The sequence below is a fragment of the Chitinophaga sp. genome (assembly GCF_036569125.1).
In the GTDB taxonomy this organism is placed as follows: Bacteria; Bacteroidota; Bacteroidia; order Chitinophagales; family Chitinophagaceae; genus Chitinophaga.
Genome location: NZ_DATCRF010000192.1, coordinates 1 through 14,838, shown reverse-complemented (window position 1 = coordinate 14,838; position 14,838 = coordinate 1). Strand labels below are relative to the sequence as shown.

Annotated in this window: 13 protein-coding genes; 10 read left to right on the top strand and 3 right to left on the bottom strand. The window is 46.8% G+C overall.

Features of this window, described 5'->3' with window-relative positions:
- Positions 1 to 571 precede the first annotated feature (571 nt).
- The 8 genes from VIM87_RS06980 to VIM87_RS06945 all read left to right on the top strand — a co-directional run bounded on the left by VIM87_RS06980 (position 572) and on the right by VIM87_RS06945 (position 9,721).
- Positions 572 to 1,396 (top strand): prephenate dehydratase, encoded by an 825-nt coding sequence (locus VIM87_RS06980; RefSeq protein ID WP_331996283.1) that lies wholly within the window; start codon positions 572 to 574, stop codon positions 1,394 to 1,396.
- 3 nt (positions 1,397 to 1,399) lie between these two features.
- Positions 1,400 to 2,566 (top strand): pyridoxal phosphate-dependent aminotransferase, encoded by a 1,167-nt coding sequence (locus VIM87_RS06975; RefSeq protein WP_331996282.1) that lies wholly within the window; start codon positions 1,400 to 1,402, stop codon positions 2,564 to 2,566.
- Between the two features lie 3 nt (positions 2,567 to 2,569).
- A complete protein-coding gene (locus VIM87_RS06970) occupies positions 2,570 to 3,412 on the top strand; it encodes a prephenate dehydrogenase (protein ID WP_331996281.1) in 843 nt (280 codons plus the stop codon).
- 147 nt (positions 3,413 to 3,559) lie between these two features.
- The gene (locus tag VIM87_RS06965) at positions 3,560 to 4,657 is read left to right on the top strand and encodes a chorismate mutase (RefSeq protein WP_089913743.1); all 1,098 of its coding nucleotides are present in this window, start codon (positions 3,560 to 3,562) and stop codon (positions 4,655 to 4,657) included.
- An 85-nt stretch (positions 4,658 to 4,742) separates the two neighbouring features.
- Entirely contained in the window at positions 4,743 to 5,768 is a 1,026-nt protein-coding gene (gene aroB, locus VIM87_RS06960) for a 3-dehydroquinate synthase (RefSeq protein ID WP_089913741.1), read from the top strand.
- Between the two features lie 44 nt (positions 5,769 to 5,812).
- Positions 5,813 to 7,090, top strand: a complete 1,278-nt coding sequence (gene aroA, locus VIM87_RS06955; RefSeq protein WP_331996280.1) for a 3-phosphoshikimate 1-carboxyvinyltransferase — start codon at positions 5,813 to 5,815, stop codon at positions 7,088 to 7,090.
- Between the two features lie 94 nt (positions 7,091 to 7,184).
- A complete protein-coding gene (locus VIM87_RS06950; protein WP_331996279.1) occupies positions 7,185 to 8,177 on the top strand; it encodes a chorismate synthase in 993 nt (330 codons plus the stop codon).
- Positions 8,178 to 8,491: 314 nt separating this feature from the next.
- Entirely contained in the window at positions 8,492 to 9,721 is a 1,230-nt protein-coding gene (locus VIM87_RS06945; protein WP_331996278.1) for an IS256 family transposase, read from the top strand.
- A gap of 301 nt (positions 9,722 to 10,022) precedes the next feature.
- Here VIM87_RS06945 and VIM87_RS06940 read toward each other — a convergent pair whose 3' ends face one another.
- A complete protein-coding gene (locus VIM87_RS06940; RefSeq protein ID WP_331996277.1) occupies positions 10,023 to 10,742 on the bottom strand; it encodes an FKBP-type peptidyl-prolyl cis-trans isomerase in 720 nt (239 codons plus the stop codon).
- A gap of 203 nt (positions 10,743 to 10,945) precedes the next feature.
- Between VIM87_RS06940 and VIM87_RS06935 the strand changes: the two genes are divergently transcribed.
- The gene (locus VIM87_RS06935) at positions 10,946 to 11,743 is read left to right on the top strand and encodes a hypothetical protein (protein WP_331996276.1); all 798 of its coding nucleotides are present in this window, start codon (positions 10,946 to 10,948) and stop codon (positions 11,741 to 11,743) included.
- A gap of 73 nt (positions 11,744 to 11,816) precedes the next feature.
- Here VIM87_RS06935 and VIM87_RS06930 read toward each other — a convergent pair whose 3' ends face one another.
- Positions 11,817 to 13,709, bottom strand: coding sequence for a CocE/NonD family hydrolase (locus tag VIM87_RS06930; protein ID WP_331996275.1), 1,893 nt, complete (start codon positions 13,707 to 13,709; stop codon positions 11,817 to 11,819).
- Between the two features lie 121 nt (positions 13,710 to 13,830).
- Between VIM87_RS06930 and VIM87_RS06925 the strand changes: the two genes are divergently transcribed.
- On the top strand, positions 13,831 to 14,193 hold the full coding sequence (locus VIM87_RS06925; RefSeq protein ID WP_331996274.1) for an MmcQ/YjbR family DNA-binding protein: 363 nt from the start codon (positions 13,831 to 13,833) through the stop codon (positions 14,191 to 14,193).
- Here the strand turns inward: VIM87_RS06925 and VIM87_RS06920 are convergent.
- A partial coding sequence (locus tag VIM87_RS06920; protein WP_331996273.1) for a polysaccharide deacetylase family protein occupies positions 14,127 to 14,838 on the bottom strand: 712 nt, incomplete at its 5' end. The two genes, VIM87_RS06925 and VIM87_RS06920, sit on opposite strands and share 67 nt — an antisense overlap.

Below are 14,838 nucleotides of genomic sequence, written 5' to 3'. Positions count from 1 at the left end.
GGACTATGGACCATCGACCATGGACTCTTTCAAAAATATTTGCTAATACAACTATCTGTCTTTTATACACTTATAAAAGCCATTTCCTCCTAAACCATGCCCTTTTCTGCTTGTTTTTTTGAATGAAAACTGCCTTTTGCTCTCTTTTATTGAATAAAATGTAATTTTTAGTGCCGGTGCTTGGATAATAAAAAGCACGGTGTATTTTTGTCGGGCAAACAATCATACAATATGATACGCACTGCGACCTTTGGATACTTTTATGGTTTTTATTATTTCTGGTTCCGGAAATAGGAGGTCGTTTGTAAGTATCAAAATATAAAAGAAACTAGCAAAAGGGCCTCCTGAAAAAGGGGCCCTTTCTTATTTAAAATAATAGCAATGTTACAGCGTCGTTCCGGTTTTTACTTTTACTACTTTTTCTTTTACTTCTTTTACGTGGAGAAGGCCGGGACTCTTTTGTAATAACTAAAAAAATATAAACCAGTTACAAAAAAAGGGTCCCGGCTCCTCCGGGGCCCTTTTTTTATGGCCATATACAAAACAACATAACAACAGCAATAATACAGCGATGAATATAGCAATACAGGGTTTTGAAGGATCTTTTCACCAGATAGCAGCACAGAGTTATTACGGTAAGCAAACAACGGTAGAGTGCTGCGCTTCCTTTGCGGAGCTGGTAAGAAAAGTAAAGCAACAACCCGATGTAGATGCCGGTGTAATGGCCATTGAGAACTCGATTGCAGGCAGCATTTTGCCGAATTACAGCCTGCTCAAGAACTCCGGCCTGCACATTAACGGGGAAGTATACCTGCAGATCAAACAACAGCTGATGGTATTGCCCGGTCAAACGCTGGAGGATATACGCGAAGTACATTCCCACCCCATGGCATTGCTGCAATGCATGGATTTCCTGGAAAAGTACCCGCACATTAAGCTGGTGGAAACAGAAGATACAGCCCTCAGCGCCAAACACGTGGCACAGAAAAAGCTGAAAAGCACCGCTGCCATTGCAGGTAAGCTGGCTGCCGACCTGTTTGGGCTGGATATTATTGCTCCCAACATTCACACCGCTAAAAATAACTATACCCGTTTCCTGGCTATTTCCCGCAATGGCACCGCGCCTGCGCCGGATGCCAACAAAGCATCGGTATACTTCCAAACCTCGCATGACAGGGGAAGCCTGGCCAAAGTGCTTACTAAAATTGCAGATGCCGGCATTAACCTGTCCAAGCTGCAGTCTTTTCCCATACCAGCCAAAGAGTGGACCTACTACTTTCACGCAGATATGGAATTTGAAAGCCTGGACCTCTTTAACAAAGGCCTGGAACACATTACGCCATTAACCGAACACCTGAAGGTATTAGGTGTTTATAAAAAAGGAATAACGCATTAATTTATGAACATACAGGTAGCCAAAAGATTACAGCATACGGAAGAGTATTACTTTTCAAAAAAGCTGCGCGAAATAGATGAGATGAACAAGGCCGGCGCCAGCGTTATTAACCTGGGCATTGGCAGCCCGGACCTGCCGCCGCATGCATCTGTAATTGCTGCGTTGAATGAGTATGCGCAAAAGCCCAACACCCATGCCTACCAGGGGTACAAAGGTATACCGGCCCTGCGCGCAGCTATGGCTAACTGGTATAACCGTTTTTACGGTGTAAGCCTGGATGCAGATACGGAAGTGCTGCCGCTGATAGGTTCCAAAGAAGGTATAATGCATATTTGCATGACCTACCTGCAGGAAGGGGATGAAGCCCTGGTACCTAATCCCGGTTATCCCACCTACCGCTCTGCCGTGCAGCTGAGCGGCGCTACCGTGGTGGATTATGACCTGGAAGAAAAAAACAGCTGGCTGCCCAACCTGGATGCCTTATCAAAAAAAGACCTGAGCAAGGTAAAGCTGATGTGGGTGAACTACCCGCATATGCCTACCGGCGCAGTAACCAATACTAACTTTGCAAAAGCATTAATAGCATTTGCCAAAAAACATAACATCCTTATTTGCCATGATAACCCGTACAGCTTTATCCTGAACGATAAACCGGAAAGCCTGCTGCAGGTAGAAGGGGCCAGGGATGTGGTGCTGGAGCTGAACTCCCTCAGCAAATCATCCAACATGGCTGGCTGGCGTGTAGGCATGCTGGTTGGTAAGGCTGCCTGGATCAATGAAGTGCTGCGTTTTAAAAGCAATATGGATTCCGGTATGTTCCAGCCCGTGCAAATGGCTGCTGTAAAAGCGCTGGAGCTGGGGCAGGACTGGTATGATGAGCTGAACACCATTTACCGCGGCCGTCGCAAAAAAGTATTTGAGCTGCTGGAGCTGCTGGGCTGCACTTTCGATACCAAACAGGTAGGTCTGTTTGTATGGGCTAAGATCCCGGCCGGCGCAAAAGATGGTTATACCATTACAGATGAAATACTGCAAAAGGCGCATGTATTCATCACCCCAGGCGGCATCTTTGGCAGTAACGGTAACGGTTATATCCGCGTAAGCCTGTGTAAGGATGAAGCGGTGTTCCAGGAAGCCATTGACCGGATCAAAGAAAAAGTAAAAAAGTAAAACATGGTCGTAGCTATAATAGGCGTAGGATTAATCGGAGGATCGCTGGCAATTAGCCTGAAGGAGAAAGGTATGGCCAGCCGGGTAATTGGCGTGGACCAGCAGGAGCAGAACATAAAAAAAGCGCTGGACTTAAAGCTTATTGATGCAGCAGCTACCCTGGATGAAGCTATGCAGCAGGCGCAGTTAATTATACTGGCCATACCGGTTGATGCATTAATGCAGCTGCTGCCCGCCATGCTGGATAAAGTACAGCCACAACATGTGATCATGGATGTGGGATCTACCAAGAAAAAGATCTTAGAGCTCGTTGCCGGTCATCCCAACAGAGGTCGTTTTGTAGCGGCCCATCCCATGGCCGGCACGGAGTATTCCGGGCCGGAAGCAGCCATACCTAATTTGTTCACTAACCGCACCATGGTGCTGTGTGATGTAAAGAACAGTGATGAAGATGCGCTGGAAATTATAGAAGCGCTGGTAGATGCTTTACAAATGCGCCTGGTGTATATGAATGCTGAGGAGCATGACCTGCATACAGCTTATGTATCCCACATCTCCCACATCACCTCCTTTGCTTTGGCGCTTACGGTGTTAAAGAAGGAAAAAGAGCAGGGGCGTATCTTTGAGCTGGCGAGCGGTGGTTTTGAATCAACCGTACGTTTGGCAAAAAGCTCACCGGATATGTGGGTGCCCATCTTCAAGCATAACCGTAATAATGTGCTGGATGTGCTGGATGAACATATTCACCAGCTGCAGCAAATGAAACAGCTGCTGGAAGAAGAAGATTACGATGCCTTTTATAAGCTGATCCAGAAATCAAATAAGATCAGGAAGATTTTAAAATAAGCAAAACGCTGCATGCTGAACGCTTCACGCAAAAGCAAGTGGCACTAACATAAACAAAAATTAAAAAATCCATAAGCGCAAAGGCTTGGCAAATAACACAAACAGCGTTCAGCATTAAGCCTTCAGCGTTTAGCCAAAAACACACACATGGAACAGATCTTAGCAAAAACGAAATTCGCTGACCCGTCATCTGACAAAAAGCCGCTGATCATTTCAGGGCCCTGCAGCGCAGAAACAGAAGAGCAAACGCTGGCCACGGCGCTGGCGCTGGCTAAAACCGGTAAGGTAGATGTATTACGCGCCGGTATCTGGAAACCGCGTACCCGTCCCGGTTCTTTTGAAGGTATTGGCACCAAGGGTTTGCCCTGGTTACAAAAAGCCAAGGAACTGACCGGCATGCCTGTTGCTATAGAAGTAGCTACCGGTAAGCAGGTGGAAGATGCGCTGCATTTCGGGGTAGACATCCTGTGGGTAGGCGCCCGTACCACTGTAAATCCTTTCTCTGTGCAGGAAGTAGCTGATGCGCTGAAAGGTGTGGATACTACAGTGCTGATCAAAAACCCTATTAATCCTGACCTGGAGCTGTGGATCGGTGCAGTAGAACGTATCCAGAAAGCAGGCATTACCAAAGTAGGTTTAATACACCGTGGTTTCTCCAGCTACGGCAATACCGAATACCGTAATGCTCCCATGTGGCACCTGCCTATTGAGCTGAAACGCCGTATGCCCGGTTTGCCCATGATCTGTGATCCCAGCCACATTGGCGGCCGCCGCGATATTCTGCAGGAAATTGCGCAGGAAGCAGTGGACCTGGATTACGATGGCCTGATGCTGGAAACACACGTAGATCCTGATAACGCATGGAGCGATGCCAAACAGCAGGTAACACCGGAAAGACTGGCTGAAATACTGGATGGTATTGTATGGCGTCATGAGCGCACTGACCAGAAAGATTTCAATACTGCCCTGGAAAAGCTGCGTGCGCAGATCAACCAGATAGATGATGAGATCATGCTGCTGTTAGGCAACCGTATGAAGGTAGCAGAGAAAATAGGGATGTACAAGAAAGAGAACAACATCACCATCCTGCAAACCAACCGCTGGAACGAGATCCTGGACCGCAGCATCAAGAAAGGTGATAAGCTGGGCCTTACCAAAGATTTCATCCTGAAATACTTTGATGCCGTGCACCTGGAATCCATTAACCGCCAGAACCGTGTAATGAATGACGATCATAAGGCATAAAGCAAAAAGCGCAAAGCATAAAGCTTAAAGCATAATGCAATCGGCTTTCTGCTTTTAGCTTTCAGCTTTCCGCTAACTCAAACATATGAAAACACTCAAATACCAATTCCAGCAAAGCACTACCACCTATTACCTGGGGGAGCAACTGACACAACTGGGTAATTATGTGGATATGTCCAGGACCATTTTGGTGATGGACGAAAACGTAGATCAGTTTCATGGACAACGGTTACCCGGCTGGAAAAAGCTGGTGATACCCGATGGGGAAGAGAACAAAAGCATGGAGGTAGTGCAGCAGATCGTGAACGGGCTCATAGAGCTGGAAGCCGATCGCAAAACCATGCTGGTAGGTATTGGCGGGGGAATGCTCACCGACCTTACCGGGTTTGCCGCCAGCATTTATATGCGGGGCATTCCGTTTGGTTTTGTGCCCTCTACGCTGTTAGCGCAGGTAGATGCTTCTTTGGGTGGTAAGAATGGTATTAGCCATGGCCACCACAAGAACCTGCTGGGTACCATTAACCAGCCGCAATTCATTTTGTTTGATTATACTTTGCCGGCCACCATGCCGGATGAGGAGTGGCATAACGGTTTTGCAGAGATCATTAAGTATGCCTGCATACTGGATGCTGACCTGTTCAACTTCCTGGAAGAGAACCGTGATAAAGCCCTGGAGCGTAATGTGGATATTCTTGAACACCTGGTAGAACGTTCTGTGGAGCTGAAAACCAAGGTGGTGCAGGAAGATGAATTTGAAACAGGGATCCGCCGCTTCCTTAACTTTGGCCATACGCTGGGACATGCCGTGGAAAAGATCGAGAATATAGCGCATGGCAAAGCAGTAGCTATTGGAATGATAGCTGCCGCCAAAATATCGGAAAAGCTAAGCGGCCTTCCGGCAGAAGAAACCAACCGCCTCATGCGCTTGGTGAACGACTACCAGCTGCCGGTAACGCTTACCTCCAACAAGGATAAAGTATTTGACATTTTTAAGCTGGATAAAAAACGCGAGAAAGATGTGATCCACTTTGTGCTGCTGGAATCCCTTGGCAAAGCCGTAACAAAGCCGGTACCCATTGAGCAGCTGAAACAATTGTTGCAAGAACTGTAAACAGGAAGCAGCCGCTGTTGCTTCCGCCATCAAAAAGGAAAAATATGCAAGTCATCGTATCACCAGGTGAAATAAAAGGCACCGTTACTGCCAACCCGTCAAAAAGCGCCATGCAGCGCGCTGTGGCAGCGGCTTTGCTCAGCAAGGGGAAAACGGTTATCCATAACCCCGGCTTAAGCAATGATTGCCTGGCAGCCCTGGAAGTAGCCGAAAACCTGGGCGCTAAAATAAAACGCGAAGCAGAAGATATAGAGATCACCAGCAATGGCGTAAAACCTTTTTATGACAGCATTAACTGCGGGGAATCCGGTTTAGGCATCCGCATGTTCACTCCCATTGCAGCGCTGGCAGATATTGCCATTACCATTGAAGGGCATGGCAGCCTCACCACGCGGCCCATGGATTTCTTTGAAGCCGTGCTGCCGCAGCTGGGTGTGGAATGCACTACCCGCCAGGGTAAGCTGCCTTTACACATCAAAGGCCCCTTACAGCCAAAAGATATTACGATCGATGGCTCACTCAGCTCACAGTTCCTCACCGGCCTGTTAATGGCCTTTGGCGCAGTAGCGGAAGATGCCACCATTACTGTAACAGACCTGAAAAGCAAACCTTACATTGCGCTTACCCTGCAGCTGATGGAGCAGTTTGGCGTAAAGGTGGAGCAGCACAACTTTGAAACTTTTCATTTTGGAAAGAAGCAAACCTACCGCGCCGGTGAATATACCGTAGAGGGGGATTGGAGCGGCGCCGCCTTTTTGCTGGTAGCAGCAGCAGTAGCCGGTAAGGCGGAAGTACACCACCTGAACACACAGTCTGCACAATCAGATAAAGCCATCCTGGAAGCGCTGGAAAAAGCAGGCGCGCACATGCTGCCGGGTGTTTTTACTATCATAGTGGAAAAAGGTAAGCTGGAAGCATTTGAATTTGATGCTACCGATTGCCCGGACCTGTTTCCTCCGCTGGTAGCTTTGGCTGCTAACTGTAAAGGCACTACGAAAATAAAAGGTGTAAGCCGTTTAGCGCATAAAGAAAGCGACCGTGGTATAACCCTGCAGCAGGAGTTTGGCAAAATGGGCATCCGTATTGACCTGCAGGGCGATGAAATGCTGGTATATGGCGGTACCGGTATTAAAGGTGCACATGTACATTCCCATAACGATCACCGTATTGCTATGGCCTGTGCAGTAGCTGCTTTAACAGCCGATAAGCCGGTAAGTATTGAGAATGCAGAAGCGATTAACAAATCCTATCCTGAATTTTTTGAACATTTGCAGAAGATCGGCGCCTCTGTGAGGAATGAAGAATTAAAAATTAATAATTAATAATTAAAGGGGCGGTTGAACGGGAAAGGCATAGAGGGTGAATAGCTGGTGAATTTGATTGTCTTTATTTTCTACGCTTATAAATCAGATTGTAATGAATGGTTTTGGACGAATATTCCGGGTAAATGTTTTTGGCGAATCGCATGGCGCCAGTGTGGGCGTAAATATTGATGGGGTACCGGCAGGTATTCCCTTACAGCAGGAAGATTTTTTGCCGGACCTGGAGCGGCGCAAAGGCGGCGCCCGGGGCACTACGCCACGAAAAGAGGAAGACCTGCCATTCATTAAATCCGGCGTGTTCAACGACCGCACTACCGGCGCACCCATTACCATTTTATTTGAGAACAATAATACCCGCAGCGCAGATTATGAAAAGCTGCGTGAGTTTCCCCGCCCGGGCCATGCCGATTTTGTAGCTACGCAAAAATTCGGCGGCTTTGAAGATTACCGCGGTGGCGGACATTTCAGCGGCCGTTTAACCCTGAACCTGGTAGCGGCCGGTGTTATTGCTAAAAAGATCTTAGGCAGCAACATTACGGTAGCAGCTGCTTTAAAAGAAGTAGGCGGGTATGCTGATCCGGAGGAAGGGTTGGAAGCGGCCATTGCCGCCAAAGATTCTGTAGGCGGTATTGTGGAGTGTGTGGTGGATGGCCTGCCTATTGGCCTGGGAGAACCCTTTTTTGATTCAGTAGAATCCTGCATTGCACATGCAGCTTTTTCCATACCGGCTATTAAAGGCATTGAGTTTGGCGCCGGCTTTGCCGCTGCCCGTATGAAGGGACTGGAACATAATGATCCTATTTTAGATGCTACCGGCAAAACAGCCACCAATCATGCCGGGGGCGTAGTAGGCGGTATTACCAATGGTAACCCCCTGGTATTCCGCGTAGCGGTAAAACCCACCAGCAGCACACCTAAAGAGCAGCACACCTTGAATATTAAAAGCGGGGAAGTAGAAAGCTTTAGCGTAAAAGGCCGTCATGACCTGTGTATTGCCTTGCGCGTACCTGTAGTGCTGGAATCTGTAACCGCTATGGTACTGGCAGATCTGATGCTGCTGGAACAGCGGGTGAAGCGGATCTTTTAAATGTGCAGATGTGCAAATATGCAGATGTGCAAATGAATGCCTTAAAATAAAAATGTGCAGATAAGTTATGCAACTCATCTGCACATTTGCATTCAGGCAATATACAAACGTACAATTTCATTACTTCCTCAAATAAAATGTGCAGATAAGTTATTCAACTCATCTGCACATTTGCATTCAGGCAATATACAAACGTACAAGGTAGTGTTTAGATAACTGTGTAAAGGTTAGGATGGTAGGATTGATAGCTCAGCAGTATTGAAAAGCTGAGCTACCATCCGATAAAATCTTAACTTTAATTAATCAGTTATCTTATGGACAAGCTACAGCAGGCCATTCAAGAAGAACTGGCCAACCGTTTGAAAAACGGTAAAATTAAATCCAGTAAAGATCTCTCCGATCTGTTTACAGAAATGTACCGAACGGGTATCCAGGAGATGCTCAAAGCGGAAATGGATGAACACCTGGGTTATGAAAAGCATGCACCTGAAAGTGTGCAATACTCCAACAGCCGTAATGGGCATAGCCGCAAAAAAGTAAAATCAAAGTTGGGCGAAATTCCGCTGGAAGTACCCAGGGACCGGGAAGGAAGTTTTGAACCGCAGCTGGTTCCTAAACGCAGCCGTATAATGGCTGAGATAGAGGACAATGTGCTGTCCCTGTATACTCATGGCATGACTACCAGGGACATTGAAAGCCATGTGAGAGAACTGTATGGGGTGGAAATGAGCGAAGCGACTATCTCACATATTACCGACCGGGTTATAGAGCATATTGAACAGTGGAAGAATCGAAAGTTGGAACGGGTGTATATGGTTGTTTGGATGGATGCCATTGTATTTAAGGTCCGTCAAGAAGGTAAAGTTATAGACAAAGCTGTTCAGATAGCTGTAGGGCTAAATAATAGCGGTTACAAGGAGGTTTTAGGCATGTGGATTTGTCAAAACGAGAGTGCCGCTTTCTGGATGGGGGTATTAACGAACCTGAAATCCCGCGGGTTGGAAGATATTCTCATTACCAGTACCGATAATCTAAAAGGCTTTGTAGAGGCTATTAAATCAGTATATCCTGAGGCTAAAACCCAGATCTGTATCGTACACCAGTTGCGCAACTCACTCAAATTTGTAGTATGGAAAGATAAAAAGCAGGCAGCTATATCCTTACGACAAATTTACAGCGCACCGGATGCAGACCTCGCCCTGGCCCAGCTCCAGCATTTTGACGAACAATGGGGTGGCAAATACCCTTACATTATCAAATCCTGGAGGGCCAATTGGGATAAGCTATCCACCTTCTTCGAGTTCCCGCTGGAGATTCGCAGGATCATTTATACCACCAATCTGATTGAGAATATCAACCGGGGAATCCGTAAATATACCAAAGCCAGAACTATGCTTCCCAATGACCAGGCAGTTGAAAAAGTGGTATACCTAAGCCTTATGCAGGCCCAAAAGAAATGGACAATGCCTCAGCGAGACTGGCCCATTATGCTCTTACAGTTTATCAATTTTTTTGGCGAACAGCGTTGTAATCTTAAACTTTGACCTTTGCACTGTTATCTAAACACGGAACCTTACACAGTTAAATTAACAGTCTCACGTACAATTTTACCCCTCAAATAAAATGTGCAGATAAGTTATTCAACTCATCCGCACATTTGCATTCAGGCAATATACAAACGTACAATTTTACTCCTCAAATAAAATGTGCAGATAAGTTATTCAACTCATCTGCACATTTGCATTCAGGCAATATACAAATGTACAATTTCATTACTCCTCAAATAAAATGTGCAGATAATGTAGATCCATCATCTGCACATTTGCATATCTGCACATCTGCACATTAATTCTGTTCTATCTCCAGCAGCTCTACATCAAATATCAGCGTGCTGCCCGGGCCAATTTTGGGGCCTGCCTGGCGGTCGCCATAAGCAAGATCGGCGGGGATGAATAAGCGCCATTTAGAGCCTACAGGCATCAGCTGCAGGGCCTCTGTCCAGCCTTTAATTACACCGCCTACAGGGAAGCTTACCGGCTGTCCTCTTTCCACAGAGCTGTCAAATACAGTACCGTCGATCAGGGTGCCGTGGTAATGCGTTTTTACCTTATCTGCAGCCGTAGGCTTAGGGCCGGTACCTTCTTTCAGGATCTGGTATTGCAAACCATCTGGCAGGGTTACTACACCTGGTTTGGTTTTATTGGCAGCCAGGAATTGCTCGCCGGCTTCTTTATTCTTGGCAGATTTCTCGCCTTTCAGTTTCTGTAAATAATCACTGATACTCATATCACATTGTTCTTTTGTTAATAATGGCTTTTGATTCTTGGTGGCATCCTGTATAGCCTTCATCAGCAAAGCGCTGTTCAGGTTATCCAGGCCCTGTGCTTTCAGGCTGTTGCCAATATCCTGTCCAATGGCATAACTCACAGAATCCAGTTTGGTCTTTAAGGCAGCAGGTGCGGCTGTTGCCATTTTAGGTTTAGGTTTTGCCTTTGCGGTTGTTTGTGCAAAGCCCTGGAAGCTTACCAGGCCCAGCGCCCCCAGGAATAGGAATTTTCTGATCATAATTTTAAAATATAGGCAGTAAGATAAGGAATAATGGATAATTAATAATGGATAAGCCTGCGGTAGTGGCCGTATGGCTCTGTAGTACCTATAACGTGCGGTTGTTAAAAAAAGTGCTGCTAAGCCCTTTTTTTGTAATTTGCTGCCCTCGAAATAGCCAATTTGATCATTAATTATTTTATCCCTCTTAATCTAACCATCGTATGCAATTGTCCTATACCCTGCTGAGCGTTCCACCGCTTTTGTTGCTGGTACTCATGATCGTTTTCTTTGCCGTTACCGGAGGCGGCAGCACTTATCTTTTCCGCAAATATATACGCATGCGCGTATTGCAATCGCACAATGAAGTTACCGGCAATATATTTTCCTGTGCCGGCGGCTTATACAGCCTTTTACTGGCCTTTGTGGTCTTTCTGGTGTGGGATGGCTTTAATGATGCCGCCCAGCATGCCAACATGGAGTTTAGCGTGGCCAAAGGCCTGTACCGCGACATTCAGTATTACCCGGATACGCTGGAATCCCATAAGATAAAACAGGTGTACCTGCAATTTATGGAAGCAGTAGTGCAGGATGAATATCCTGCCATGGCCCGTTTGGAATCATCACCGGTCAGCAGTAAAAAAGCCTTTGATGAGCTGTTCCGGGTAGTGGAGCAAATGAACCCGCAAACACCGGCATTAACCACCCGTTCTGCAGAGATCTTCCGTCATTTAAATGAGCTGGCTACCCACCGCAGCTTACGCCAGCTGGATGCAGGCACCGGCATACCGCTGGAAATGTGGATCCCGTTATTGATCGGCGGTTTTATTGTAATGGTGTTTGCCATGATGCTGGATATAGAGAACCTTAAGCTGCACATTTTTATGAGCGCCATGCTGGGTTCTTTTATTGGCATTGTGATCTACCTGATCATTCTCCTCGATTATCCTTTTTCCGGTTATCTGAGTGTGCAGCCCACCGGGTATGTAGAGATCATCAACTGGGCAAAACAAGGCTTGTGATCATAACATAAAAAAAGCGCTGGTGCTATTGGCTACACCAGCGCTTTTCCATTAATTATTAATTGTTAATTATTCATTTTACCACCGGCAGCTGCACGCTGGAGGCATGTTCCGCATCATGATAAATACGGATGGTAGCCTTCTGAAAATCTTTATCATCACAGGTGTAAATGTTGGTGAATTTTTGCGGGTTACGGTCTACCAGCGGGAACCAGCTGCTTTGTACCTGCACCATGATCCTGTGGCCCTTCTTAAAAGTATGCGCTACATCCGGCATGCTGAATTTTACAGGCGTAGGTTTACCCGGCTCAAAAGGTTCCGGTTTTTCAAAGCTGTTGCGGAACTTGCCCCGCATAATTTCTCCACGTACCAGCATCTGGTAACCGCCCATGGGATAAGTGGAAGAGGGCACCCGGCGATGTTCGCTGGCTGCTGATTCTTCGTATTTAAAATCATCGGGGAATACATCGATCAGCTTTACCACAAGGTCTGCATCTGTACCGGTGGTGCTTACTACCAGGTCTGCCAGCAGCGGGCCGGCCAGGGTTACATCAGCTGTTAAGGGATCGGTTTCAAATACCAGCACATCGGGGCGGCGGGCAGCAAAACGTTGATCGTCCGTCATGTAATTAATGGTACGGGAAAAATGTACGTCTTCCGTATAAGGCACCGGTTTAGCAGGGTCGCTCACATATTCACTAAAGCTATTGGCGCCGGCAGGTTTGTTAAAAGCCAGCCTGCCATTGGCCTGAAGGAAAATAGGTTTGGCCTGCATGTCAGCCGGTGGCCATTGCGGTAATTGCTTCCATTGGTTTTCTCCGGTGAAGAAAATGGTTGCTTCTGCGATCTTTGGCTCGGCGCCCTTGCCTTTCAGGTAATAATCAAAAAAGGGAATTTCCACATTCTGCTGGTACCATTCGGAAGTATTGCTGTCAAACCGCACATTACCTAAATGAGTGCCGTCTTTAGATGCCCATTGACCGTGGTACCAGGGGCCCATTACAATACGGTTGTTAGTGCCGGTGCTTTGTTTTTCAATGGCTTTATAAGTGTTCCAGGCGCCAAAACAATCTTCTGCATCAAATACACCGCCTACTTCTAACATGGCCGGCTGTACGTTTTTCAGGTGGGTACGTATATTGCGGGCTTTCCACCATTCATCCAGGTTAGGATGCGCGTACAGGTCTTTCCAGAAGGCAATGCTATCGCCCATGAGGTGGGCCAGGTTCTTAAGGGAGCCGGTCTCTAAATAGAATTTATAGTTGTCGTGCGTGTAGTAATCAAAATCGGTAGGGCCTACGGTAGTGGGCTGGGGGCGCGGTTTACCAAAGGAGGTGTAAAAAGAGAAGCCGTCCATTACAAAAAAGGCGCCGTTATGATGAAAGTCATCACCCTGGAACCAGTCTGTTACCGGCGCCTGCGGACTTACCGCCTTTAAGGCCGGGTGGCCGCTCAAAGCCGCCATGGTGCTGTAAAACCCGGGGTAAGAGATGCCGAACACGCCCACCTTGCCGTTATTATTGGCCAGGTTCTTTACCAGCCAGTCTATAGTGTCATAGGTATCGCTGGCTTCATCAATGTCATTTTTGCCTTTTTTGTTGGGGTTAAAAGGGCGTACGTCCATAAAGGTGCCTTCACTCATCCAACGGCCTCTTACATCCTCTATTACCATGATATAACCTTCTTTCATGTATTGCAGCACATAGCTGTTCCAGAAGGGTTTAAACTTATCCTCGCCATAAGGCGCGCAGCTGTAAGGCGTGCGGGTCATAAGCACCGGGTGCTTTTCACTGTTATCTTTCGGAAGATAAACGGAAGCGAACAGTCGCTTGCCGTCCCGCATAGGGATGTACACCTCTTTCTTGGTATAATGCTCATACACCCACAGGGAATCTTCATTAATAGCTTTTGCAAAAGCCGGAAATAAAAGGAGGATGGCTAAGGCCAGCCACAGCTGTCTGCTCATAAGTGTAAAAGGTTTAGATTTTGATCGAAGCGTTGAATTTACAATTTTTGACCTTTGGTTTTCCTATTAATTGATGGGTGGATATATTTTTCCATCAGCTCTAAAATCGTAAATTAGTAATATGCATATTGAACAGTTCCGCGAATATTGTCTTAGCCTTAAAGGTGTAACAGAAGAATTCCCTTTTGGCCCGGATACCCTGGTGTATAAGGTAATGGGAAAGCTGTTTGCTTTAACGGATATTAATGCATTTGAAAGTGTGAACCTGAAGTGTGATCCCGAAAATGCCGTAGAGCTGCGGGAGCGTTATGAGGGCGTAACACCCGGCTACCATATGAATAAAAAACACTGGAACACCGTAGTTACCCATGGCGCCGGTATTTCAGATAAGCTGCTGTATGAATGGATCAAGGATTCTTATAACCTGGTAGTGGCCAGCCTGCCTAAGAAGGTAAGGGAAAGCTTATCGAGTCCTGCAAACTGATAGCCCAGGGCTTTGAGCTGAGGAACCAGGATCCTGATGGTTTCTAAGGTGCGGTTATTTTCTCTGATGTGGTCTATATCTGCAGTGGAGTCATGCATTAACAGGATGCCTCCGTTTAGCTCCTGTATCTTGTCCAGGCATTCCTGCGCACAATCCTCCGCACTTCCGCCATCTCTCCAATACGCCCAGTCATTGCTGTCAATATCCCAGTTAACCGGGCCTATATGCTCCAATCCGTTATTTATGTTTTCATTCAGATGGGCTGCAACTGCTGCCGACCATATTCCCCAGGGCGCCCTGAAATAGATGGTATTGTTCCGGCAGTATTGTTTTATTAACTGGTCGGTTGCTGCTATTTCTGAAATTACATCTTCGCCTTTTGTGAGCTGGTCCGGTAACGGCTGCTGATGGCTGTAGGTATGGTTTCCGATTATATGCCCCAGCCGGGATACTTCCTGCGGAATGGAAGGATATTTATCTATAAACTTCCCAACCATAAAAAAAGTAGCGCAAATGCCCTGTTCCCAAAGGTATTGAGCCAGCTGTACTGTTTTGGGGCCGGGCTCGTTCTCCTTACTTTCGCCGGGGCCGTCATCAAATGTGAGGCATACTGTTTTATGTGGCAGGGCATGCCCTGTATACTGC

What these genes read in the sequence shown, in the direction of transcription:
- VIM87_RS06980 (WP_331996283.1), top strand. Translation starts at nt 572, where the DNA reads ATGAATATAGCAATACAGGGTTTTGAAGGATCTTTTCACCAGATAGCA.
- VIM87_RS06975 (WP_331996282.1), top strand. Translation starts at nt 1,400, where the DNA reads ATGAACATACAGGTAGCCAAAAGATTACAGCATACGGAAGAGTATTAC.
- VIM87_RS06970 (WP_331996281.1), top strand. Translation starts at nt 2,570, where the DNA reads ATGGTCGTAGCTATAATAGGCGTAGGATTAATCGGAGGATCGCTGGCA.
- VIM87_RS06965 (WP_089913743.1), top strand. Translation starts at nt 3,560, where the DNA reads ATGGAACAGATCTTAGCAAAAACGAAATTCGCTGACCCGTCATCTGAC.
- aroB (WP_089913741.1), top strand. Translation starts at nt 4,743, where the DNA reads ATGAAAACACTCAAATACCAATTCCAGCAAAGCACTACCACCTATTAC.
- aroA (WP_331996280.1), top strand. Translation starts at nt 5,813, where the DNA reads ATGCAAGTCATCGTATCACCAGGTGAAATAAAAGGCACCGTTACTGCC.
- VIM87_RS06950 (WP_331996279.1), top strand. Translation starts at nt 7,185, where the DNA reads ATGAATGGTTTTGGACGAATATTCCGGGTAAATGTTTTTGGCGAATCG.
- VIM87_RS06945 (WP_331996278.1), top strand. Translation starts at nt 8,492, where the DNA reads ATGGACAAGCTACAGCAGGCCATTCAAGAAGAACTGGCCAACCGTTTG.
- VIM87_RS06940 (WP_331996277.1), bottom strand. Translation starts at nt 10,742, where the DNA reads ATGATCAGAAAATTCCTATTCCTGGGGGCGCTGGGCCTGGTAAGCTTC.
- VIM87_RS06935 (WP_331996276.1), top strand. Translation starts at nt 10,946, where the DNA reads ATGCAATTGTCCTATACCCTGCTGAGCGTTCCACCGCTTTTGTTGCTG.
- VIM87_RS06930 (WP_331996275.1), bottom strand. Translation starts at nt 13,709, where the DNA reads ATGAGCAGACAGCTGTGGCTGGCCTTAGCCATCCTCCTTTTATTTCCG.
- VIM87_RS06925 (WP_331996274.1), top strand. Translation starts at nt 13,831, where the DNA reads ATGCATATTGAACAGTTCCGCGAATATTGTCTTAGCCTTAAAGGTGTA.